Source organism: Stenotrophomonas sp. YJH_SMC_33, assembly GCF_059372295.1.
Genome location: NZ_JCAFVJ010000001.1, coordinates 316,461 through 337,300 on the forward strand (window position 1 = coordinate 316,461; position 20,840 = coordinate 337,300).

Here is a 20,840-nt window from a genome sequence, read left to right on the forward strand (position 1 = left end):
GGATGCCGCCATCTTCCCGCCAGCAGAAATGGCGGGGCATGTGTCATTCGGCACAGAGTGCGGTGATCGACACTGCTGCACCTTCGCCGGCTGCGCAGGCCTCAGCCCGGAGAGAGCGGCAAGCGGATTCCCTGCGCCGCAACAAGGGCGCGGCACTCGCTCCAATAGGCCTGTGGCGGTTCCCGGAGCTCTGGTCGTGACCAGTCGTCGGTGATGTGCAACGGGTCGCCCGGCACCGGGTCCGAAGCGCGTGAAGGACCAGAACGTAAACAAGGACTGAATACGAACCAAGGCGGACCGGGGGAGGCTGCACCACTTTTCCGTTCTCTGCGGGCGATGCAGATGTGCACAAGACGATCGAGTCCATCTCTGGGGACTTGCATGCACTCCGTTTCAGTTGCGCGAGCAGCTCCAACGTTGTTGCGTCGCCTACCCGACCCAGTGTTAATCGCAAGGAAACTGCACCACCCTCATGGAATACAGAAGTTCATCGCAGAAATTCGCTGCAGCACTCGTCGTTGCCGTACTCGCCACGGGAGCGGTGGCGGCCCTTCTCCTCCTTCGCCCCACGCCACAGTCCTCGCAAACGGCACCGAACGTTGAACAGGCGGGCGGGCAGCGCAAGGATCCTTCTGCGCCGACACCCTCGGCTGCGTCACCCGCGTTACGGCCTGCCAACAGCACGAGCATGCTGTTTCCTGGTGTTCCGCAGAATCGCGATGGAATGGAACCCAAGGACGATGATCCATTTGATGGGCGTAGCCGCGCGGAGCAACGCTGGCTGGATGAACACGGCTATCCGAATACCGCGCAGTGGGCTTCCTATTCCAGCGCGCCCGATGCGTTGCTGGAACAAGCCGCCCACGGCGGCGACAAGCTTGCGCGCACCATGCTGGACTCGCGAAAGCTTCCCGATCAAACCGCCTTGGACCGGATGATGTCGTCCGCAGTGGACGGCAACTACTTTGCACTGCAACTGCTTGCGACTCATTTCGCATCCACCGGTCGAGCGGGAAACATCAACGCATACGCGGTTTCGCGCGTCCTGGAGATGCGCGCAGACCCTTCCGCCGCGCTTGGCAGGGAAATCATGTTCTCTGCACCGCTCACTATCGAAGAGCGGATGCAGGGGGAGGCCGAAGCGCTTCGTCTGAATGCCACATTCAACCAGCTCTACCAGGAACGAACCGGCGTCCCGTTCGTTCCCGATTACCGCCCGTTCCCCGTTGACAACTCGCAAGGATGGCAATGAAACCTGCAAGTAAATTCGTCCTGGCCACCGCTGCTTTCACCGTTACCGGTGTTGCTCTGGCCTGCACCGTTCTTCCAATGCTCCCGTTCTCGATATCGGTCGACCTGAAGGATATCGCGGCGGCCAAGCAAGCCGGTGCCTCATCCGCAGATGCGCCCAACCGGGCATTCCTGAAGAAGCTGGATGAGACCGCTGAAAGGACGTTCGGTGCGGATGCATGGCGCAACACGTCCTTCGTCGGCAACGTCATGTACAAAACAAAAATCATGATGATGACCGGCTCAAGCATGATCACCGTCAGCAAGCCGTGCGGGAAGTCGGCAGAAGAGTCAGGCGGCACCGAGGACAGCTTCGCCTCGACACCCCCGTCTGGCGGTGGTGGTGGTGGCAGCACTGGCGGTGGTGGCGGGATCGGCGGCTGGTTCCCCGGTGGTGGCGGGTGCTTCGGCAACTGTCAGCCGCCCCCGCCGGTCGCGTTGGTCCTATCGAGAATCTGCCACGATCCTGAGGGCACCACAATGAAAGGGCATCGCCGCAAGGTGCTGCCCTTGGCGCCCCTGACGCACCAGCCAGACGCCATCGGGGCGTCGTCACTGGACTTTGCTGGACGTTCAATTGGTGGGCCCACCAGGATTCGAACCTGGAACCAAGGGATTATGAGGCCTCTATAGGGCTTCCACAACCTTCCACAGGCGCCCCGGCTTTAAGCTAAGTCGTTGATTTTCTCAGGTTGTGCGACCACCTGCGCCCATCATCGTCCACCTCTTTCCATGGACAAACGGTCACCGAGCGGTCACCAATGGGCGCATCAAAGGGAATGCTTACAGCGAAGGGACTGGCCGCACTGCCGGCCGGCGAATGGGCCTCAGATCCGGCGCCGCGCGGCGCGGGCTGCCTTGACGTGCGCAAGCTGGCCGGCGGGCAGCTGCGGTTCTACTACAGGTACACGAAGTCCAACGGGCAGCGCGACCGCCTGCTGATCGGCACCGGCCTGGCGCTGACCGCGGCACGCGAAGCGGCGGCGGCGTTGTCACGGCGGTATCAGGCCGGCGAACGGGATCTGCGCGACGCGATCGCGGCCGAGGCAGCAGCCGCGGACCGCGCGAAGGCTGAGGCCCTGGCCGAATCGACACGGCGATCTGGTGCATCGCTTGGCGCTCTGATGACGGCCTACGTCGAGAGCTTGGAGGGCGCTGGCAAGGTCTCTGCCGCCGCGACGCGCGCTTCCATCAAGCGCCACATCGAGGATCCGTGGCCAGCCCTCTGGGCGCGCCCGGCGTCCGAGCTTGAGCTGGATGACCTGCTTCCGATCCTGTCGCGACTGGTGCGCGCCAAGAAGCTGCGCGAGGGCGGCAAGATCCGGTCGTATCTGCGGGCGGCGTATGCAGCAGCGATCGCAGCAAAGCAGGATGCGGCAGCCCCCGACGCTCTGCGCGTGCTCAACGTATCCAGAAACCCGGCGCGCGACCTGGCCACGCTCGACAGCGGGCAGCCGCGCGACCGGGTTTTGTCGGTGGCCGAGCTTCGTGCCTACTGGCGCCGGATCGAGGCGATGCCCGGGAGGGAGGGCGCTCTGGTGCGCTTCCACCTGCTGACCGGGGGGCAGCGCATTGCACAGCTGATGCGGCTGAAGTGGTCTGATCACGATCACGACACGGACACCGGCACCGGATCCGTCCGCTTGCTCGACATCAAGGGGCGTCGCCGCGTGGCTCGCGTGCACCTGGTGCCACTGCTCCCGCTGATGGCTGCGGATCTCGCCGTCTTGCGCGGCGATGATGACAGTGAAGGCGGCGGCGACGGCGCCAGGCCGCACCTGTTCTCGCTCACCGCCGGAAAGGCGCCGGCCACCTATGACGAGTTCCGGGGAATCATGGATCCGGTGGTGGCTAGCATGGTGGCCGCCGGCGAGCTGACATCGCCGTTCACGCCGGGCGATCTACGACGCACGGTGGAGACTCGGCTCGCTGCGCTGGGCCTGTCGGAAGAAGTCCGTGGCCACCTGCAATCTCACGGCCTGAGTGGCGTCCAGAAGCGGCACTACAACTTCTTCGAGTACGACGCGGAGAAACGCGCTGCGGTGGAGGCCCTGTACGAACTGCTTACCGGCGCCGGTGCGACGGTGGTGCCGATGCGCAAGGGCCTGAGCCGTTAGAACGGCAGGTCCTCGGGCAGATCCAGGCCTACTAGGCGGCCTGCAGCGCGCTGATGACTGCTGGCAGCAGCCCGCAGCCGCTGAGCGCTCTGACGCCGGCGAGCACGGGCTCGCCAGCTCCCTGAGTTGTCCAGTTCGAGGTCCGTAGCCTGCTGCAGCTTGGCTGCGGCCTTAGCCTCGAACAAGGTTCCACCATTGCTGCGATATGTCATCCACCGAGCCTGACACCAGACTGTCGCGTAGACCGCGACACGTCACGAGCCTCTCCGATCGCCCGGCAGCGGGCAAAAAAAAAGGCCCCCGGAGGGGGCCCTTTTCCATTCATCGACCGTGGAGGCTACTCAGCACTAGGCTCTGATGAGTCATCGGCTGGCACACCACTTCCCGACGGCGCTCCATTGCGTCCTGAGCGAACTCGAACGCGCGGACCACCTGCCCCTGGATTCCCGGCGTCCACTGGCTCTCCACTGCTCTGGTCGGAGCTTGGGGCTGCGCCTGGGTCTGCGTCTGCAGCTGGAATGTCGGATTCATGGGACGTACCTTCGTGTGAATTGGGGAGAACCGGAAAATTGATGAATCTGGGTTGCTGGTGTTCGCTGGGGTATTGCAGCATTGCCCACGCAAACTGAACGAAAGCGTTTTCCGCGGGCGTAAGCGGTGACACCCTCTTGAAGAGGTTCGAAGCTTCTTTCCGGTCAATGACGAAACTATGGGAAGGGTAGTCATTGATCAGTGATTTTAGGGCGTCATCCTTAAGGTTCTGCGAATAGCCATCCAGCCGGCCGCCGTACTCAAAGGCGATGCGAGTGGCACGTTGCAGCTCACCAAGGCGCAGAGGATCCACTTGGTTCAGGAGCGGAGCAGCCATTGCAGCGCCAATGTGGGCGGCCATTTCTGCAGCCAGCTTGGTCGACAGCCCCATCCGCCTCGCTTCGCCTAGCATTTGATGGTAGCCCCAGCGAACATGCTGTCCTACGACACCCAGCGCTTCTGTGATGTCCAGCCCAGAACTGCGCTCCTGCAGCTCGGTTCCTTTGAAAACCTGCACGTCTAGGGGACCCAACTCGCCCCTATCACCGATGCCAAGCTCATTGGCAGCGATGGCGATCAAGGTGCCGGCACTCTTGCACCAGCTCGGAACGGCTACTCGGAGTCCGTCCTTGTAATGATGACGGAGACAGCGGGCAATTCGATACCCACCGTCCGGGTCGCCACCAAAGGTGCTCAAAACGACAGTGGCCTTCTGCTTGAGCGGCCGGCTAGCAAGCAAGTCACTGAGCTGTGAGTGCAGCTCCCGGGTGATCGGGCTTGCGATAACGATGTAGTCGCGCTCCGGATCCTCGCCCGAAAGCATGTCCAAAACCTCTGAGTACGTTGACACCTTTTCCCCCTGTGACGCCGTCCTGGCCGGCGAATCTTACAACGCGTTCGACGAATTTTCGGAACTGAGCCAGTCTCACCACCTGAGAAATTCTGAACGAAATTCAGCCCGTTAAGGATTCAGGGGCATCAGATAGTGGTCCTGCAATTGCTGTGCCACCAAGCAGCGCCAGCTTTCCGCCAAGGTGAGGCCATTAGTACTTATACTAATAGAACGCAGTCTCGACGCGTGAGACATGCCGCTCCCAGAGTACGCCCATGCAGTCCCTTCCCAACTCCCATACGCTGGCCCGCCCAATCGGCCCGGCCATGATCGATGGCCCGGCGCAGTTCGTGCCCCTTGCCGCAGCGCGCGCGCGGCTTGGCTTCCCTTCGCCGGCCGACGACTTCATGGACGACGCGATCGACCTGCATCGCCTGCTGGTACGCAACCCCGCCGCCACGTTCCTGTACCGCGCCGATGGCTGGTCCATGAGCGGCGCCGGCGTCAGCGACGGGGACATCCTGGTGGTCGACCGGTCGGTAACCCCCCAGGCGGGGGACCTGGTCATCGCCATCTGGGACGGGAACCAGCCCACCTGCAAGGTGCTGCAGCTCTTTGAAAGCCACATCGAGCTGCACTCGGCCAATCCGGACTTCCCCCCCATCGTGCTGGAGCAATCCACAGAGGTGGAAGTGTTCGCTGTCGTTGGAGTCGTCCGCCAGATCAAACGCCGGAGCGGCCGTGTTCGGGCTCGTTGACGGCAACAACTTCTACGCCAGCTGCGAGCGCGTGTTCCAGCCAGGCCTTCGCGGCGTTCCGCTGGTGGTGCTGAGCAACAACGACGGCTGCGCGATCGCGCGCTCGGCCGAGGCCAAGGCGCTCGGCATCAAGATGGGCCAGCCCGCTCACGAACTGAAGCACCTGGTGCGCCGGCATGGCCTGCAGATGCGCTCGGCCAACTTCGGGCTCTATGGAGACATGAGCGCCCGGGTCGTGAGCGTTCTGCGGGAGGCCGCGCCGCGGGTGGAGGTCTACAGCATCGATGAGAGCTTCATCGACCTGGACGGAATCCGGGATCGCGAGCGGTTCGCCCAGGATCTGCGCCAACGTGTGCACCGGTGGACCGGCATACCGAATTGCATCGGCATTGGCCCCACGAAGACCCTGGCCAAGTTGGCCAACAAGGTGGCGAAGAGTGCTGACGGTGTGATCGACCTCGGCAATGCGGCCTACAGGGACACGGTGCTGCGGACATTCCCCGTAGGTGATCTATGGGGCGTCGGCCGCCGGCTGGCGCCGCGGTTGGAATCCATGGGCATCAGCACCGCCGCAGCACTACGCGACGCGCCGGCGGACGACATCCTGGCCACCTTCGGTGTCACGTTGGCACGCACTCAACGTGAGCTGCAGGGACATCCGTGCATGGAACTGGAGGAAGTTGAGCCGGATCGGCAGCAGATCATGGTGAGCCGGTCCTTTGCGGATCGCGTGGAAGACCATGATGCGGTAGCTCAGGCGCTGGCCACCTTCGCCACCAGGGCCTGCGAGAAGCTTCGCGCGCGCGGGCTCGTCGCCGCCGGCGTCTGGGTGTTTGCCCATTCGGACGCATTCCGTCCCGAGCTGCGGCAGCACAACGCTACCAGGTCGGTAAGCCTGCCGGCCGCTACCGCCGACACCATGGTTGTGCTGGCCGTGGTACGCCGGCTGCTGCGCGGCCTGCTACGCGAAGGCATCGGCTACAAGAAGGCAGGTGTGGCGCTGCTCGACCTGGCCCGGCCGGATGAGCTGCAGGCTGATCTCTTCGGGCCGACAGTAGTCGGCAATGACACGCTGATGGCCACCATGGACCGTATCAACCAGAAATTCGGGCGCGGTACGGCTGGCCTCGGCGCATCTGGTTGGCAGGCGCGGCCAGCGTGGGGCATGCGGCAGCACATGCTCTCGCCGAACTACACGACTTCTGTGCACGAGATCCCTCCGGCGCGATGCTGATGCTTCAGTTGCAGACCGCCGACTGGCGTGAAGGCTGCGGCCGCCGGGTGGCGGCCGCAGCTGTGCACATCAGGTCAGATGGTCAAGCTGAGACAGAACGCTCTCCTTCCACTTCAGCTGCTGTACGTCAGTGCCGGAGAGCTGCTTCTTGTGGACCTGCAGCAGTACCCCGAAAGCTTCGCCAGCGGGAGTAAGGCACCACTGTCCATCGCGCTTCGTCTGCAGACCACGCCCCTCCAGCAGCTTGTTGAACTTCTGGGCAGAGATGCCACGCCGGCGGCCAAGTTCCGTCGGAGTGAAGCAACGGACGCCGTCAATGACGATCGCCACCGGAGCTGCCTTGCTCCAAGCTTCGGGGAAAGGTGCGTCAGGCAAATTCGCTGCATTAAGCAGCTTCCCGGTCGGGAACGTGAAGGAAGCGTCGTCAACATTCAGCATCTTGCCGAGCATCAGACTGGGGAAAACGGGTACAACCTGCTTACCATTCTTCATGGCGGTGATCTCGCTCAATGCAGAGCATGAACCACAGCAAGTTGACGTTCGCTAGCAAGGCGCTATGATCGCCGACAGCCGTTAGGGAATCCTAACTGCCTTACATCCGCCGCTGGTAACGGCGAATGTGAGTTGCCGTAGTACATGTACTGCGGTTAGTGACGTAGGTGGCCTGAGGATCTCTTCGCCGGGACCTCGGGCCATCTTTTTTTTGTCGGACCAGTACCTTGCGTTGGTGTGGCAAGGGCGCTAGCGACCGACGGCCACAAGATAGTGAGGCCGATGTGGGCCGTCAACGCCAAATGTAGTGAAATTCGGCAATCCCTTGTGCCGCAAGGATCTTGTGATCGGCGACCCGATCAGTTGCTTCAGACCTGCCGGAACGGCTTGCGCAGTCAAGTCAAAATAATGTATGGGCGGTGGTACAACGCACCGCGAGAACAGAACAATGACGGCGACGTACGACCTTGAATGTTCAGGCGGAAGCTAGGCGGCCAGCCTATGCTCATAGAACGGGTGCCGCTTGTCGTCAAAGATCCGGTACAGCGCGGCTAGGTCGGCCGGGTCCGGATTGAGCCACGCATCCACGTGCTCGGGCTTGATGTTGATGATTGTCCGGTCATGCCCGGCGGCAGCGACCTCGGGCTCTGGGTCGTCGGTGACGGCGGCGAACGACAGCAGATCCGGCTCTTTGCCAGCCGGATCCTTCCAGTGCGACCACAGGCACGCGACCAGCATCGGCTCGCCCGTGCGCGGGGTGAACTGCACCACCTGGTTCTTCCCGTCCGGGCCTTCAACGTTCTCGTAGAACGTGTCAACCACCATCAGGCCGTGGGTGTGGCCAAATGCCGGCGCCCAGAACTTCTCCAGGCTGTCGCGACGGGCGTTGTAGGTGCCGGGGAAGCGCTGGTCGTAGTTGGCCGGCTTCCCGGCCAGGCGGCACTGGTAGCGCATCGGCTTGATAACCAGCTTCCCACCCTCGGAGACGATCACCGGGGCGTACACGCCGGGGAAGATGCGGCTGTCGCGGTCCTTCGGCTCAACGCGCTGCAGGTCCGCCAGCCGCGCCTTTGCCCGCTCGATCTTGTTGCCGGCAATCCGCACGTCCTCGCGGGCCTTCTTTGTCTCCTTCACCTGCAGCGCGCGCTCAGCGTCGGCCATCCGCTTGCGGTTGGCGAACAGCTCCTGCTCCAGCACCGCGGCCTCGGCCCGGTTCCACTGTTCCACCTCAGCCCAGACCGCCAACTCCGCCGGGCTCGCCCCGGTCCGGAAGGCGTCGTCCATCGCCTTCGGGGTCTTGGGCCGCTTCTTGCCCGGGTCGTGGGCATAGAGAGCCGCGAACTCCTGCAGCGATAGCGTGGCGCCGGTCATCCGGACCAGCTTCTGATAGGCGGCGGTGATCTGGGCGGAATAGCACATGCCGCCATCTGGCCCCCATGGCTGTTGAAGCAGCGTGACGGCGTCCCCATTACGGATAGACAACCAGTGAGAGGGAACACCTATGGGCGAGACACCAGAGCAGCTGCAGGACGAGATTGACTTCCTGAAGCAAGAGATCGAACGAGTCAAAGCTTTGCAGGACCAGCTCAGTCCTGCCGAGTACAGGGCCAAGATTGATGAGAACCACGAGCGTATTAACCAAATCGATCAGATTTTGGCCGGCTTGGGAGAGGAAGACTTGGAGGAGGAGAACGATCTGCTCAATGAGCGCGACTCCCTCCTGAACGAAGGTCCGGGCGGCCTCGATTCTCTCGATGAAGAGATTGAGGAGCGCGAGGAAAAGCTGAAGAAGCTCGGCTAGAAGTGATGGCGGGGCCTAAAGGCCCCGCTTTTTCAATCAAGCCACGAAGCAAGGCGCACACCCAGCAGCCGGTGCTCCCGGGGATACCGCCTCAGCCGCCCGGTGAACATGCCGCGGAACAACCACGAGGATCTGCTGCAGCAGGTCGCATAGGCGCGCATCAACCGAACCCCAGCGGCACCTCCGTCAGGTCCACGATGAAGATCGTGGCGTTCTGCGGCCCCATCGTCACGCCGCCAACCGGGAAGGTGTTGGTGATCAGGGTCTGCTGGGAGACCGCCTGCTTGGAGAGGAAGATCCTGTTGTCGCTGGTCATGTGGAAATAGTCGGCGTTCATCGTGCAACGGTCCTGCGCCACGGACGAGTAGTAGAACCGCGGCGATGGGATGGCGATGCCGATCTTGGTGCCCGGGAAGAACTGGCCGATCTCTACAGGCGGCCCAGCCACCGCAGGCAAGGCGACCACCTGCAGCACGCGCAGGCCCTTCCGCCTGGAGTCGTAGAAGACGGTCCCATCTTCACCACGCATCCGCAGCCCCACCAGACCGGAAGCTGCGCGCTCAGCGGCGCTGAAGGTGTAGTACTCCAGCGACTTGTTTGGAGCCGACCTCGATGCGTATGCGAAGCACGTCACGCCGCTTTGCACCAGGCTGAAGCCGGTATTCACCGACACTGAGTCGTTCACATATCGGCAGACGTGCAGGTTGGACGTACCGTTGGTGCTGGCCAGGAATCCGCGATCTGGCCAAAAGGCGAACGGCGGTGATCCGCCGGTCGCGCCGCCGGAGAACGATCCGGTATCGAGCGTGCCCGACTTGGCCAGCTGCAGGTTCCGATAGCCGGCCCCAATCTGGATTTGGCCGGTGCCCTGGTTCCGCACGCGTAGTCCAACGGCCATCAGCTGTAGATCCCGTAGTGAAGGGTGATTCCGCCCACCGTGTCAGTGGTGGGCCGGCTCGGAAACATCTCCATCCTGACGTGGTAGTTCACCACGTCAGGGTCCCAGCTCCAGTTGATGCTGTTGCCGGAGATGGTCACCGAAGGCACCAGCATGCCGTAGGCCGACCGCTGCCCTTCGCAGGTGAAGTAGTAGAAGGGCTCACCGCCGGAAAAGTCGTTGACGATGAGCCCCCCATTCGCCTCGGGCGGAGCAACCCACTTGTTGTTGGAATTGACCGGGTTATAGAGCGGGAACGTGTACGACCCGATCATCTTCGACAGCTTGGTGGTGACCGTGGTCTCCACGTAGCCATCAGCTCGTCGTATGCGGAGCCCGACCAAGGTCACAGCAACACCCCCACTTCAACAGCTGGAATTCCGTTCGGGTGATAGACGTAGACGCCTTGATTGACGACGTGCAACTTGTAGCCATCTGGCGTGTTCCCGTTCAGTTCGAAACCACCGTCCTTGCTGATTCGCCAGCCGGTTTGCCCTGGAACATAGTTGTCTGACTGGATTACGCCACCGATCTTTGCGTTGGTGATCGCCGCATCAGCGATGTTGGCCGTGTTGATCCACGCGGTTCCGATCAGCGCCTGGTTGATGAAGGTCTGCCCGCCCTGGATCACGAACGGCGAGGTCAGCTGCCCGTTGACCAGGTTGACGAACGCAAAGCGATCGGCGGTGAACAGCACCTGGCTCTGGTAGCTGCCATCCGGCTGGTTCTCGATACCGATACCCATGCCGGCCGCGTAGTACTGCCCGTTGGCGGCGATCTGCAATTTCAGGCTGTAGGAGGCGCTGATCTTGCCATTCACGTCCACTACGGCTTCGCTGACCTGCTGCACCATTGCCTGGGTTTCGCCCACCGACGCTTCGGTGCTGTCCACCCGCCGGCCCAGCGCATAGTCACCGCTGGCAATGACGGTCAGCGTGGTGATCGTGCCGGCAAACGAGTCCTCATCGCCTGCGTTCCAGTCCTCATCGCCTGCATGCTCGGCGCTGTACTGTGCGACCAGGCCGTCCACCCGGTTGCCCACCGCAGTGACCTTGCCGTCGATCTCCGTAACGTCCAACTCCAGCTGGTCGATCCGCCCGACCAACGCACCGGCCTCGGCCACGGCATCGCCTACGCTCTTCCACTTCGTGCCCGGCGGTTCCTCATTGCCGGGTTCGGCGTCGGTCCACAGCCAGATCTTGCCGTTGTGCACCACCGTCTGGCCCGGCTCATACGTGGCATCTGCGACCCAGATCAACGGGACGATGCTGCTGATGCTCTCGATCTCCGACAGCAGCTCCTGCCCCAGCGCGCTCTTGTTGATGAGGCCGGAGAAGTACGCGTCGTATTCGGTCACGTCGGTGCTCGACTCGCCCACCACGCCCGCACCAGCCGGATACCACGGCCCGATGTTGCCGCTGCGATCCACCAACCGTCCCCAGAAGTAGAACTTCGCGCCGGCGGCCAGGCCATCGAGCCGGTGCCGGTTCTGGGGATAGGCGAAATCGCCCAGCTTCGTCGCGCTTTCCAGGTTCGGTCCCGCGCTGCGCCAGATCTCGGTGCGTTCCGTATCGGTTGCCCCGGGCGGGAACGCCCAGGCCAGCTGGATGCCGAACACCACCGACGCGGCCGTCAGCGAGGTCAACGACGGCGGCGGCTCCGTCTTGCCCTGAATGTCGGTGAGGACGCTGAGGGCCGGCTGCGACACGGCATTGAGGGCATTGACCGCACGCACCCGGGCCAGGTACTTGCCCGCGTAGATCCCCCGCACCTCCGCGCTGGCCGTGCCCACGCGCCCGACACGCACCCAGTTCAGGTCGTCCCGGCGCCATTCCACGTCGTAGGCAATCGCCTTGTCGGCGGCGTCCCACTCGATGGTCAGCACCGGCGTAGCAATACCCTGATCGATCACCACATGCGAGGACATGCGCACGTTGGTCGGCGGCGGCTGCACGCTGGGCGGCACGATGCTGACCGGCGGCGGCTCCAGCCGGGTGCCGTCATCGATCGCACCGAACTTGTCCGGGCGATGGGTCAGCCCCGTGATGCGGTAGGTCAGCCCGTCTTCCTCGGTGATGCTGATCACCCGGAACTGCTCCATCACCAGGTCGGTCGATTCCGTCGCCCAGATCGAGTGCGCCACCGGCACCTCGCTCCAAGGCGCTGAGACCGTCACCACGCGCGTGTCCGGATTGACCCCGTTGATGGTACGGGCCTGGGTCTTGCCGCTCGGCAGCGTTGCGCGCAGGACGTCCCCGACCTGCATGGAGGGCGGCACCACGTCCAGGGTCAGGCTGCTCGCCGTGGCCGCACTGATACGGCCGGAATTGCGCCGGCCAGCGCGCTTGGCGTTGGCCACCTGGATCACATCCCCCGGCATGCAGTTCAGAGCATCGAGGCCCACGGCAAAGCTGACGGTCTCCGTCTCAAGATTTTCGCTGTAGAGGATATGCAGCCCCACGCGCTGTGCCTGCGACTTGGAGTGGCAGCCGAAGGCCGTCACCTCGATCTGATTCACGCCGTAGCGCGCGATGCCCTCCTGCAGCTGGACCGGCTCGACCTTCTGCCGGCCGAAGTCGTCGGGATCCGACCACGACACCAATGCCACGGTGTGCCGCGCCTTGCCGCCGCTACCGATGTAGGTGAACTTCCCATCGACCACGTTCGCCTGGCTGTAGGTGTAGACCGGGTCCTTCGGCATGTCTGCCGAGGCCATGATCTGCCCTGCCGCGTAAAAGCTGATGCCGCGGAACATGCTGGCCATGTCCTGCAGCACCTTGTGGGCCGACTCCCGGGTCTGCAGGTACAGGCTGCAGGTGAAGCGCGGCTCCATGCCTCCAATGCCGTCGCTGACCAGCTGATCGCAGTACTGCGCGATCTCGTACAGGCGCCACTTGTTCACCCAGTCCAGCGGGATGCGGTCGCCCAGGCCGAAACGGTCGTTGGTGACCATGTCGAAGAACACCCACGCCGGGTTGTTCGTCCAGGCCGACTTGAAGGTGCCATCCCACACCCCGGTGTAGGTGCGCGCGATCGGGTCATAGTTGCTCGGCACACGGATGATCCGACCCCAGATTCGGTATGCCGTGGTCGGCTTGCCCTGGAACTGGCTGCCGTCGATCTGGATCGCGGCCAGTGCGCAGTTCGGGTAGCGCAGCTTCACGTCGATGATCTCGGTCATCGAGATCACGTTCACGGTGTCGGCGACGGTGGAGCTGTTCGCATTCGGTGTGAGGCGGCGGATCCGCGCCTGCCACTGATTGCCCGGCGGCAGGTCGATGCGGTGGCTGCGCTGGTACTCGGTGGTCGTCTTGCCACGGAAAGCGTTGCTCAGCACCGTGCTGAATGCACCGCCGTCGGTGGACAGATCGATGGCGTACTCGACGGCATAGCCCTCGGTGTCGCCGTTCTCGGTGTTCTGCCGCTGCAGGGCGGGCACGCCGAACCGGATTCGAACCGCAGACAGGTCCTGCCCGGACGCTGCGCGCACCACCGGCGTGTCGCGCAGCTCGACGCCAACGCCGATCTCATTCTCGACGGACGGGAAGCCCGGGATGTACTCCTGATCCTGCGTACCCGAGCGCGTCTCGACCCGCACGCCGTTGAAGTTGAAGGTGCCGTCGCTGTTCTGGATTGGCACCTCATTGAGGTAGATGGACTGGTTGCCGGCCACCAGACCCCGAATCTCACCCTCGCTGATCAGGTCCAGGACCTTGGCATAGGAGATCGAGTGCAGGCTGTCCGGGGTCTCCACCGGCGTGCGGGCGTTGGTGCTGCTCTTGCCGCCTGCGCCGATCACATCAGCGCACGCCAAGGCCAGTGTATCGTGCTGGTAACTGACGGCTCGGTTCACTGCTGATCCTCCGCGTAGATGCCGCCGCTGATCACCACGGATCCGACGACCATCCCCTTTGTGTCGTGCCCGCCGTATGCGACGGGCACGGGGTTGCCTTGGGCCTGTACGTTTACAGGTCCGTTCATGCTGTAATTCGGCGTGTTCTCGGCGCTCTCCTTTGTGCCCAGGCCACGCGGCTGGGGCGACAGCATCTGCGCCACGCCGCCGATGGCCAGGCTCCAGCCGGCAGCGCCGACAGCGCCCCAGAACTTGGCCGCTGCGGCGCCGGCACCCGGACCGCCGGCGATGGAGGCCACCACGATCAGGGCCACGCCGACGATGGTCTGCAGGGCACCGCCGCGCTTGGAGCCAACCAGCACCGGTGCGATGCGGATATCGTCGGCACCCGGCGGATCATGCAGCTGCGCCTTGCTCAGGTTCTCGCGGCCGATGAACACGGCGAACTCGATGCCCTGGTCCTTGCAGCCGGTCAGGAACTGCCGGAAGCCGGGCAGCAAGATGCCCAGCGCGAAAATGGCCTCGGCCGGGCTATTCACCGCCAGCTGGAACTTTCGGCCGAAGCGGGCACCCAGGCGGCCGTACAGCCGGACAGTGCGCAGACGCTCAGTCATGGCGAGCCTCCTTGTGGCGGACGATGTAGCGGGTGCGCTCAGCCCACATGCCGCCGTACACCACCGTTTCAGACAGGCGGCCGTGCATGTGGTGCAGCATCTTCCCGTCGCCCAGATAGACGCCGGCATGGTTCGGCACCGGCGAGCGGATCTGCATCAGGATCATGTCGCCGCGCTGCGGCTCCCCCTGGATGACCGCGAAGCCCTCGGCGCGCAGCCGGTCCAGGCTGTAGAGGTCCTGGCCCATCTCCCACCAGTCGTCCTCCCGCTCGTACTGGCTGAGATGGATGCCAAGCTCGCGCGAGTAGAAGTCGCGCACCAGGCTGTAGCAGTCCAGCTGGCCGTGGGCGAACTGCCGGCCCACCAGCGGCGCCTCGTAGCCGCACGGCTCGATGGTCTGCAGGTCTCCACACTCGGGATCTGCACCGGTGACCTGGCCAACGCTTACGATGTGCCACGGCAGGCCGCTGGCCTCACACATGACGCGGTCAGCGTCAGAGGCCGCGGCGGACGCGTTCGGGTGGCTGTGCACGACGGCCAGCACCTCTCCCACGTCCTCAGCGTCGGCAAAGTCCTCCGCCGGCAACCGGAAGTGCTCGCTGGGCGTGGTAGCCAGGTTGCGGCACGGGATGTACGTCTCCCCGTCGCGGCCGGCCACGATCAGGCCGCAGCACTCGCGCGGGTATTCGGCCACGGCATGCGCCTGGATGGCCTGCAGGGTGGCCTGTTGCATGGATCTCGCCCATAGAAAAGGCCCGCGCTGGGCGGGCCTGGTGGTGTTGCTGGTGCAGCACGAACGTTCGGTGGTGCGGCTCGGTGGGTCGTCAGGTCCGCAGCAGGCCAGCGGCCGGGAACCCACCGTGGGGGAGAGGCTTGTCCTGGCCGAACCGTAGTTGGCAGCTCCTGACCAGGCCGGCGCACACATCCCTGGCCGGGTCGTCCACCGGCTGGTCGTTGATATCGAAGTACGCCGAGCCGGTGTAGCCGCAGTAGGGGCCGCGATAGCCGCCGTGCAGCAGCGCGCTGCAGATCCTGGTGCACTGCCGCGCGGGCAGCTCCCGGCCGTTGAAGTCGGCCACGGTGGTGAGCTCGAATTCGACCGTCTCGTCGTCCTCGCCCACCTTACGTTCGATGTACCAGATCTCGTCCGGGAAGTGCTCGTTGGGGTCTGCGGTAGGGTTTCTGCTACCGGTCATGTCAAGGCCAGTGAACTGATACTCCGTCGCCTCCGGACCTCGCTCAAACTGCGCGTTATCGATCGTGAGATCAATGTCGCCGGCAGTGCCAGAATTGTGCCCGCGCCAAATTGCCCTCGCTCGTACCCCTCCAGCAGGACACAAGGCGCTGACTGAGTACCGCTGGCGAGTTTCCGTCAGGACGAACGACTGCTGTCGCGTCGAGCCAATCACTGCTCCCGAAGCACCAAGGAACTGGATGTAGAGGTCCATCCGCTGGCCAGATCTGCCGTAGGCGTACACCGAGTTGGTATACGTCTGGCCAGCCATGACCTCCGGGCGACTGGCCGCCTCCGTCTCAGCGCCGATGTATGCGCCGCCATCGGCGTTGGCGGCGGACATGCGAAGCGCCCTGCCACCCGCGTTCGGTGTGTAGCTGACGGAGAACGTCCTGCTAGAACTGGTCACATAGCGAGTAGGAAGCGCGCTTCCACTGTTGCTGTACTCGAATCCGCTGTTGACCAGCAGATTCCGCAGGGGCGGAAAGTTCGCGCCGTCCAGGTACTTGACCAAGGTCTGGCGGCGGATCAGCTTTGCACCGGCCAGGTCCTGGAACATGCGGCACATGGCGCCGATTACGCCGTTGACGTTGCTGACCTTCAACCGCGGGTTCGGCTGCTGCTCGCTGGTGCGCTCGAAGCCCGTGGCGTTGATCGGCCACGGCCCGTACTCCTGCCCCTGCCACCAGATCGGACCCGACTGCAGGTGCGCGTGGAAAAAGAGCTGATCGGCACCGAAGCTGGTGCAGTCCAGCTCGTAGACGGTTACCCGGCCACCCGGTTCGAGCTGCTGGGCGTCAGCGGTGATCATGCTGCTCCCTCCGACTGCGCTCCCGCAGCTTCCAGCGTGGCAAGGCGGGATTCCAAGGCGCCCACCTGCAGGCGCATCGCTTCCTCGCGCCGGCAGCCTTCCTGGTGCGCGGCAACCAAGTAGGCGATCAGCTGGTCAGTGGCCCAGCCAGCGTACTGGTCGTCGATCACATCTTCGATGATTACCTCGGGCGTGTGCTGCCGCATAGCGTCATCGGCCATGACGAAAGCGCGATCGAGACCGTCGGGGTTGTAACGGGCCAGGTACTTGCCAATCCGAACATTCAGGCCGCGTAGTGCATCAGTCGCTCCAACGATCGGGCGAAGGCTCCCTGGCTCCTTGATGGCCGGGTCCGAGCCACCGTTTACGAAGCTGCCGGGGGCAGTCGCGTTTCCGTTTGCCTGAAACTGGAAGCGTTGACCGTTCGCGACGAGGCCAAGGTGGCCGGCCCTGTGAAATTCAATGAACTGTTGAGTGGTCGAATCAACCACGCGACCGAATCGCCAGTTGAACGACGACCACGAGGTGCTGCCGTCAGCAGTCTCTCGATAGTACTGCATCTCGACACGATCGTCGTTGTCGCCCGGCTTGGCATTCCACGACCCGAGGATGTAACCCTGGTACTGGCCGGCCGGGATGTTGTTGCCGACCACTTTCAGCTGGTTGGTGTCGAAGCGAACCGCTGGAGCTGAGCCGAGGATCAGACTGCCGGACATCTTCAGCAGCCCGTCCGCATTGCCGGCAGAGTTCAGGCCACGCAGCACCGGGTTGCCCGAGCCATCGTTCTGGACGCCAAACATTGCGCCGTTGGCGGAGAGTTTCCAGGTAAGCCCACCGGTCATGCTGTCGCCAGCCTTCTTTACAGCACTCGCTACCGCGTCCTTGGCCTCATTGGCGAGCCCTTCAAGGTAGGCATCGTTCGCATTGATTTTCTGCGACATGACGCGGGCAGGCTCACCGCGCTTGCCGTTCGGCTGCGGCGTGTCGATGTCGATTGGCTGAAGTGCCATGTTCACTCCTTACGGCTGGAACGTTTGTTCGAAGGTGCAACTGATGCGGATGTACCCTTCCGTCTCATCGGTCGCAGACAGTTTTGTGCAGCGGAACCTGGCCTGTGCTTCATTCGGCGGTGTCCAGAAGAAACTCTCACCACGTGTCTTGCGCAGGCGCAGGAATGTGCGGACAGCTGCCATGTCATCGGATTGAAGGTGCCCCCACAGCTCGACACTCCAGGTCTGCCGCTCGTTATTGATCCCATCGGCTGCTACTTGCTCGTAGCCGTCGCCAAATCGGGCTGTGCTTTCCGCGTAGGAGTACTCCACCTGCGGTTGCTGGCTGTACACGCGCCAGATAAAGGTGTCGGTCATCGCCCTGCTCCCATCACCCGCATCGCACCGCCGTCCTTCATGGACCTGACCTGCGCTTCATTGATCTTCATATCAATCAGCTGCCCGATTTCCTTACCGAACCGCTGCCACATCGGGGTATCAGCAGACACGTCTGTCGAGCCGTCACTGTTGACGATCACGTTCACCTCCACGGTGGATGGCCCCACGCCCAGGAAGCTTGGTGACGACGTCCCAACCGCGCCTCCGTCGGCGTAGCCCGGGAGTCCACGGCGCATAGCCTCGACGACACCCACGCCGCCGGCTCGAGCTATGTCCGCTTGGGACCAAACCACTTCGCCCTTGTGTACTACGCCAGCAGGCTCATTCACACCACCGTCGCCGGTATATCCACCGGTGGAGTACCCACCGCCGAGACGCATGTTCTGGAAAAGCTGGTTGTTGATGCTGCTGGTGCCGGAGGTGACGGCCTGGTTGCCGGCGGCAGTGACGCCTCCGCCGGCCCAGGCGCCGGCCACCGAGTTGACGATGCCCAAGATTGCCTGCCGCGCGGCGATCCGCGCCAGATCAGCCAGGACCGACTTGGTGAGGTCGGAGAAGCTGAGCTTCCCGGTCGTGGTGAACTTGACCCACGCGTCTTCGAAGCCACCGATGGCGTTTCCGACCACGTCGCCCATCTGCCGCGCGGCATTGCCGGCCTCCTGCTGGTAGTTCGCCCAGGCAGCGGTGGCGCCTGCCAGCCAGCTTCCCTCGGCCTGCTGCAGCTCGTCGTAGCCGCTCTTGATGATCTGAAGACGGTCTAGCGTCTTGGCATGCAACAGCGCCCTTTCTTCTTCGAAGGTGATCTGATCGATCTGATCCGCGTTCCGCTGCAGGCTCAGTTCTCGGAGTTTCTCCGCCTCGTCCGCGATGGCTTCGTTGATCCGCTGCTGTATTTCATACTCGCGATCGCCCATGCCAACACGCTGCGCCTGGGTCGTCAGCTGACGCCGTAGCGCCTCATTACTGGCATCCAGTGCACTGGCGTAGGCTTTGACTGCGTTCTCCCGCGCCTTGGCAGCCGACTGCTCCTCTTTCGCAAGCACCTCCACTGCAGCGGCACCTTCGATACGCAACTTGGCCAGTCGTGCTTCTAGCTCGCCGATCTGTCGGTTGACGTTGATTGCATCTTTGCCGCTAACGCCCTGCTTCTGCAGGAATTCAATCTGGCGCTGAAGCGAGCGAGATTGCGCGTCATTTCCCTGCTGCAGCAGCTCCCTCATACGGCTGTAGTATTCGGACGCCGTAATCTCGCGTGCTGAGTACTGTGCACGTAGCATCTGCGTGCTCGCCGTGATCTGCGCCTGTTCCTCTACCAGATCATCCTTGAAACCGCGTAGGCCGGCGGACCGTGATGCTGCGCCGGTGCCGGTCGCTGCCTTTTCCCGGTACTTCTTCTCAATGGCCGCGACTGCGGCGGCGCGCCGCCTCTCGATGGCCTCCGCCTCTGCAATGAGGCCTGACGCCTGGGCCTTTCGCCGGGCCGCTGCGGCTTCACCATTGACACGCTCTACCTCTTGCCGCTTCTTCTCTTCCTTGCTGGCCTGGGACTCGATGATGGAATCCATCTCCGAAATGAAATCGGTCGATGCAGCCTGAGCAGCTTTTACCTCCGCATCCTTGCGCTCTCTGATCAGATCAGCGGCCAATGCCTTGATCTTCTCCGACCGGTCTTTGATGGACTTCTCCATCGCCGCCAGGGCAATAGGATTACGGGCCAGCGGTAGGCCGCGCTGGGTACCGTTGGCCAGATTGTTCAGCTTCTCCAGTTCCCGCTGGTTTTCTGCCACCAGCTGCTGCATCTGTGCGGCAGCAGGCCCAAGGCCGACGTTCACCTGCATCGCCGACCAGGCCTTCGTGGCCTCGACCCACAGGTCCTTGAATCCCCGGATCACCGGGTTCTGGCTGGCGCGGACCCGAGCGAGCGCCATGACGGTTTCATCCGCTGCTGCACGGGTGATCACAGTCACAGCGTCCTGATTCCGGCCCTGATCCTGCAACGCCTTCACCTGCTCGTAGAGCGCCAGGGTCATGAAGTTGACCTGCTCGTTGAGCTTCTGCATTCCTTTGACCGGGTCTTCCGCCAACTTCGCGTACAGGGCGATGGTTCCATCGAGCGCCTGCCCGCTGATTTCCTTCATCGCCACGGCTGCATTGGCCACGTCCTGAAGATTCTGCGCGGCAATCTTCCCGTTCGAGCCGACGGCCTGAGCCGCCTCGGCACCAACGCCGGCGGCAACCTGCAGCGCGTCGCTGGTCTTCTGAGCCATGGTGACGAGCGTCAGGGTCGTCGCGGCCGCCTCATTGCGCGACAGGACAAGTGCCTTCGTGTAGGCCTGGGCCTGCTGCTCGGCGTCATACCAGGCGTAGACCACCAATCCGACAGCCGCCGCGGCCAAGGTATACGGATTCACCATCCCAAGCAGCGCCGACGAGACCCCCTTCAATGCCGGCTCCACACCCCCGAAGCTGTCCTTGATCTGGCCACCCTGCTGCACCAGCACTGTGAAGAAGGGCATGCCGCCCTGCAGGCTGGTCAAGATGTCGGTGAACTGCGCCGGTAGCTGGCGCATCGCCTGCGCCGTCTGCCCTGCAGAGACCCCCAGCTCCGTGATGTTGTTCTTCGTCGGCAGCGGCCTGGCCGCCTCCGTGCGTACCTCGCGCAGCTGGCGAGTGAGCACGCCCAAGCCCTGCCGAATGTCGGCCAGGTCCGCGCTGATGCGGACGCGCAGATTTGCTGAAGGATCAGCCATCGTTCGATATTCCTTGTCGCTGCTGTGCCGGGGCCTGGCCGCGCAGAGCAGCCAGGTACATCTGCCAGTCGGCAGCCGGGGCGGCCATAGCCATGCGCGTGGCCACGGCGAATTCCGCGATGCGATCGCGCTCAACCTGCGCAGCTGCGGCGGTGAAGGCTCGCAGCTGTGCCAGGGTGTAGGTCATCACCTCCGCGC

General features: G+C 63.5%; 19 protein-coding genes. 6 read left to right on the top strand and 13 right to left on the bottom strand.

Translation table 11 applies throughout. The features are described from left to right. Positions 1-724 precede the first annotated feature (724 nt). The 3 genes from AC5P9W_RS01420 (at position 725) to AC5P9W_RS01430 (ending at position 3,407) form a co-directional block, all read left to right on the top strand. Positions 725-1,252, top strand: coding sequence for a hypothetical protein (locus tag AC5P9W_RS01420; RefSeq protein WP_495218651.1), 528 nt, complete (start codon positions 725-727; stop codon positions 1,250-1,252). Continuing rightward, complete coding sequence (locus tag AC5P9W_RS01425; protein WP_495218652.1) at positions 1,249-1,923, top strand: hypothetical protein; 675 nt, start codon at positions 1,249-1,251, stop codon at positions 1,921-1,923. The genes AC5P9W_RS01420 and AC5P9W_RS01425 overlap by 4 nt, the downstream gene beginning before the upstream one ends. A gap of 146 nt (positions 1,924-2,069) precedes the next feature. After that, positions 2,070-3,407: a hypothetical protein gene (locus AC5P9W_RS01430; protein ID WP_495205277.1), complete on the top strand. Its 1,338-nt coding sequence runs from the start codon at positions 2,070-2,072 to the stop codon at positions 3,405-3,407. Between the two features lie 337 nt (positions 3,408-3,744). Here the strand turns inward: AC5P9W_RS01430 and AC5P9W_RS01435 are convergent, their stop codons facing one another. Then, a complete protein-coding gene (locus AC5P9W_RS01435; protein ID WP_180845924.1) occupies positions 3,745-4,761 on the bottom strand; it encodes an SDH family Clp fold serine proteinase in 1,017 nt (338 codons plus the stop codon). A gap of 284 nt (positions 4,762-5,045) precedes the next feature. Between AC5P9W_RS01435 and AC5P9W_RS01440 the strand changes: the two genes are divergently transcribed. Together AC5P9W_RS01440 and AC5P9W_RS01445 are read left to right on the top strand one after the other, a co-directional pair. After that, on the top strand, positions 5,046-5,528 hold the full coding sequence (locus tag AC5P9W_RS01440) for a LexA family protein (RefSeq protein ID WP_180845923.1): 483 nt from the start codon (positions 5,046-5,048) through the stop codon (positions 5,526-5,528). Then, positions 5,512-6,762 carry a Y-family DNA polymerase gene (locus AC5P9W_RS01445; RefSeq protein WP_495218654.1) on the top strand — a complete coding sequence of 417 codons (1,251 nt, stop codon included), beginning with the start codon at positions 5,512-5,514 and terminating at the stop codon, positions 6,760-6,762. Before AC5P9W_RS01440 ends, AC5P9W_RS01445 begins: the two co-directional genes overlap by 17 nt. Positions 6,763-6,831: 69 nt before the next feature. Here AC5P9W_RS01445 and AC5P9W_RS01450 read toward each other — a convergent pair whose 3' ends face one another. Beyond that, positions 6,832-7,272, bottom strand: coding sequence for a hypothetical protein (locus AC5P9W_RS01450; protein ID WP_495218656.1), 441 nt, complete (start codon positions 7,270-7,272; stop codon positions 6,832-6,834). A gap of 468 nt (positions 7,273-7,740) precedes the next feature. Further along, complete coding sequence (locus AC5P9W_RS01455) at positions 7,741-8,673, bottom strand: SOS response-associated peptidase family protein (protein WP_495218657.1); 933 nt, start codon at positions 8,671-8,673, stop codon at positions 7,741-7,743. 82 nt (positions 8,674-8,755) lie between these two features. On the opposite strand from AC5P9W_RS01455, the gene AC5P9W_RS01460 reads away from it, so the two are divergent. Next, positions 8,756-9,055, top strand: coding sequence for a hypothetical protein (locus tag AC5P9W_RS01460; RefSeq protein ID WP_495218659.1), 300 nt, complete (start codon positions 8,756-8,758; stop codon positions 9,053-9,055). 160 nt (positions 9,056-9,215) lie between these two features. Here the strand turns inward: AC5P9W_RS01460 and AC5P9W_RS01465 are convergent, their stop codons facing one another. From AC5P9W_RS01465 to AC5P9W_RS01510, 10 genes are all read right to left on the bottom strand, one after another. Further along, the gene (locus AC5P9W_RS01465) at positions 9,216-9,953 is read right to left on the bottom strand and encodes a hypothetical protein (protein ID WP_495218661.1); all 738 of its coding nucleotides are present in this window, start codon (positions 9,951-9,953) and stop codon (positions 9,216-9,218) included. Continuing rightward, the gene (locus tag AC5P9W_RS01470; protein WP_495218663.1) at positions 9,953-10,300 is read right to left on the bottom strand and encodes a hypothetical protein; all 348 of its coding nucleotides are present in this window, start codon (positions 10,298-10,300) and stop codon (positions 9,953-9,955) included. The genes AC5P9W_RS01465 and AC5P9W_RS01470 overlap by 1 nt, the downstream gene beginning before the upstream one ends. A 38-nt stretch (positions 10,301-10,338) precedes the next feature. Then, positions 10,339-13,845 (bottom strand): TipJ family phage tail tip protein, encoded by a 3,507-nt coding sequence (locus AC5P9W_RS01475; RefSeq protein WP_495218665.1) that lies wholly within the window; start codon positions 13,843-13,845, stop codon positions 10,339-10,341. Next, a complete protein-coding gene (locus AC5P9W_RS01480; RefSeq protein ID WP_495218666.1) occupies positions 13,842-14,459 on the bottom strand; it encodes a tail assembly protein in 618 nt (205 codons plus the stop codon). Before AC5P9W_RS01480 ends, AC5P9W_RS01475 begins: the two co-directional genes overlap by 4 nt. Then, positions 14,452-15,192 (bottom strand): C40 family peptidase, encoded by a 741-nt coding sequence (locus AC5P9W_RS01485; RefSeq protein ID WP_495218667.1) that lies wholly within the window; start codon positions 15,190-15,192, stop codon positions 14,452-14,454. Before AC5P9W_RS01485 ends, AC5P9W_RS01480 begins: the two co-directional genes overlap by 8 nt. Before the next feature lie 91 nt (positions 15,193-15,283). Further along, positions 15,284-16,504, bottom strand: coding sequence for a phage minor tail protein L (locus AC5P9W_RS01490; RefSeq protein WP_495218669.1), 1,221 nt, complete (start codon positions 16,502-16,504; stop codon positions 15,284-15,286). Beyond that, positions 16,501-17,514: a hypothetical protein gene (locus tag AC5P9W_RS01495; protein ID WP_495218670.1), complete on the bottom strand. Its 1,014-nt coding sequence runs from the start codon at positions 17,512-17,514 to the stop codon at positions 16,501-16,503. The genes AC5P9W_RS01490 and AC5P9W_RS01495 overlap by 4 nt, the downstream gene beginning before the upstream one ends. A 9-nt stretch (positions 17,515-17,523) precedes the next feature. Continuing rightward, positions 17,524-17,871 (bottom strand): phage tail protein, encoded by a 348-nt coding sequence (locus AC5P9W_RS01500; protein ID WP_495218672.1) that lies wholly within the window; start codon positions 17,869-17,871, stop codon positions 17,524-17,526. Further along, positions 17,868-20,642 carry a phage tail tape measure protein gene (locus AC5P9W_RS01505; protein ID WP_495218674.1) on the bottom strand — a complete coding sequence of 925 codons (2,775 nt, stop codon included), beginning with the start codon at positions 20,640-20,642 and terminating at the stop codon, positions 17,868-17,870. Before AC5P9W_RS01505 ends, AC5P9W_RS01500 begins: the two co-directional genes overlap by 4 nt. Continuing rightward, a complete protein-coding gene (locus AC5P9W_RS01510; RefSeq protein ID WP_064239305.1) occupies positions 20,635-20,829 on the bottom strand; it encodes a hypothetical protein in 195 nt (64 codons plus the stop codon). Before AC5P9W_RS01510 ends, AC5P9W_RS01505 begins: the two co-directional genes overlap by 8 nt. Between the last annotated feature and the right edge of the window lie 11 nt (positions 20,830-20,840).

Bases quoted from the DNA above. Each gene is read 5' to 3' on its own strand.
- AC5P9W_RS01490 (WP_495218669.1), bottom strand. From the start codon at position 16,504: ATGATCACCGCTGACGCCCAGCAGCTCGAACCGGGTGGCCGGGTAACC.
- AC5P9W_RS01435 (WP_180845924.1), bottom strand. From the start codon at position 4,761: ATGCTTTCGGGCGAGGATCCGGAGCGCGACTACATCGTTATCGCAAGC.
- AC5P9W_RS01440 (WP_180845923.1), top strand. From the start codon at position 5,046: ATGCAGTCCCTTCCCAACTCCCATACGCTGGCCCGCCCAATCGGCCCG.
- AC5P9W_RS01510 (WP_064239305.1), bottom strand. From the start codon at position 20,829: ATGACCTACACCCTGGCACAGCTGCGAGCCTTCACCGCCGCAGCTGCG.
- AC5P9W_RS01505 (WP_495218674.1), bottom strand. From the start codon at position 20,642: ATGGCTGATCCTTCAGCAAATCTGCGCGTCCGCATCAGCGCGGACCTG.
- AC5P9W_RS01500 (WP_495218672.1), bottom strand. From the start codon at position 17,871: ATGACCGACACCTTTATCTGGCGCGTGTACAGCCAGCAACCGCAGGTG.
- AC5P9W_RS01430 (WP_495205277.1), top strand. From the start codon at position 2,070: ATGCTTACAGCGAAGGGACTGGCCGCACTGCCGGCCGGCGAATGGGCC.
- AC5P9W_RS01485 (WP_495218667.1), bottom strand. From the start codon at position 15,192: ATGCAACAGGCCACCCTGCAGGCCATCCAGGCGCATGCCGTGGCCGAA.
- AC5P9W_RS01465 (WP_495218661.1), bottom strand. From the start codon at position 9,953: ATGGCCGTTGGACTACGCGTGCGGAACCAGGGCACCGGCCAAATCCAG.
- AC5P9W_RS01495 (WP_495218670.1), bottom strand. From the start codon at position 17,514: ATGGCACTTCAGCCAATCGACATCGACACGCCGCAGCCGAACGGCAAG.
- AC5P9W_RS01425 (WP_495218652.1), top strand. From the start codon at position 1,249: ATGAAACCTGCAAGTAAATTCGTCCTGGCCACCGCTGCTTTCACCGTT.
- AC5P9W_RS01460 (WP_495218659.1), top strand. From the start codon at position 8,756: ATGGGCGAGACACCAGAGCAGCTGCAGGACGAGATTGACTTCCTGAAG.
- AC5P9W_RS01455 (WP_495218657.1), bottom strand. From the start codon at position 8,673: ATGTGCTATTCCGCCCAGATCACCGCCGCCTATCAGAAGCTGGTCCGG.
- AC5P9W_RS01480 (WP_495218666.1), bottom strand. From the start codon at position 14,459: ATGACTGAGCGTCTGCGCACTGTCCGGCTGTACGGCCGCCTGGGTGCC.
- AC5P9W_RS01420 (WP_495218651.1), top strand. From the start codon at position 725: ATGGAACCCAAGGACGATGATCCATTTGATGGGCGTAGCCGCGCGGAG.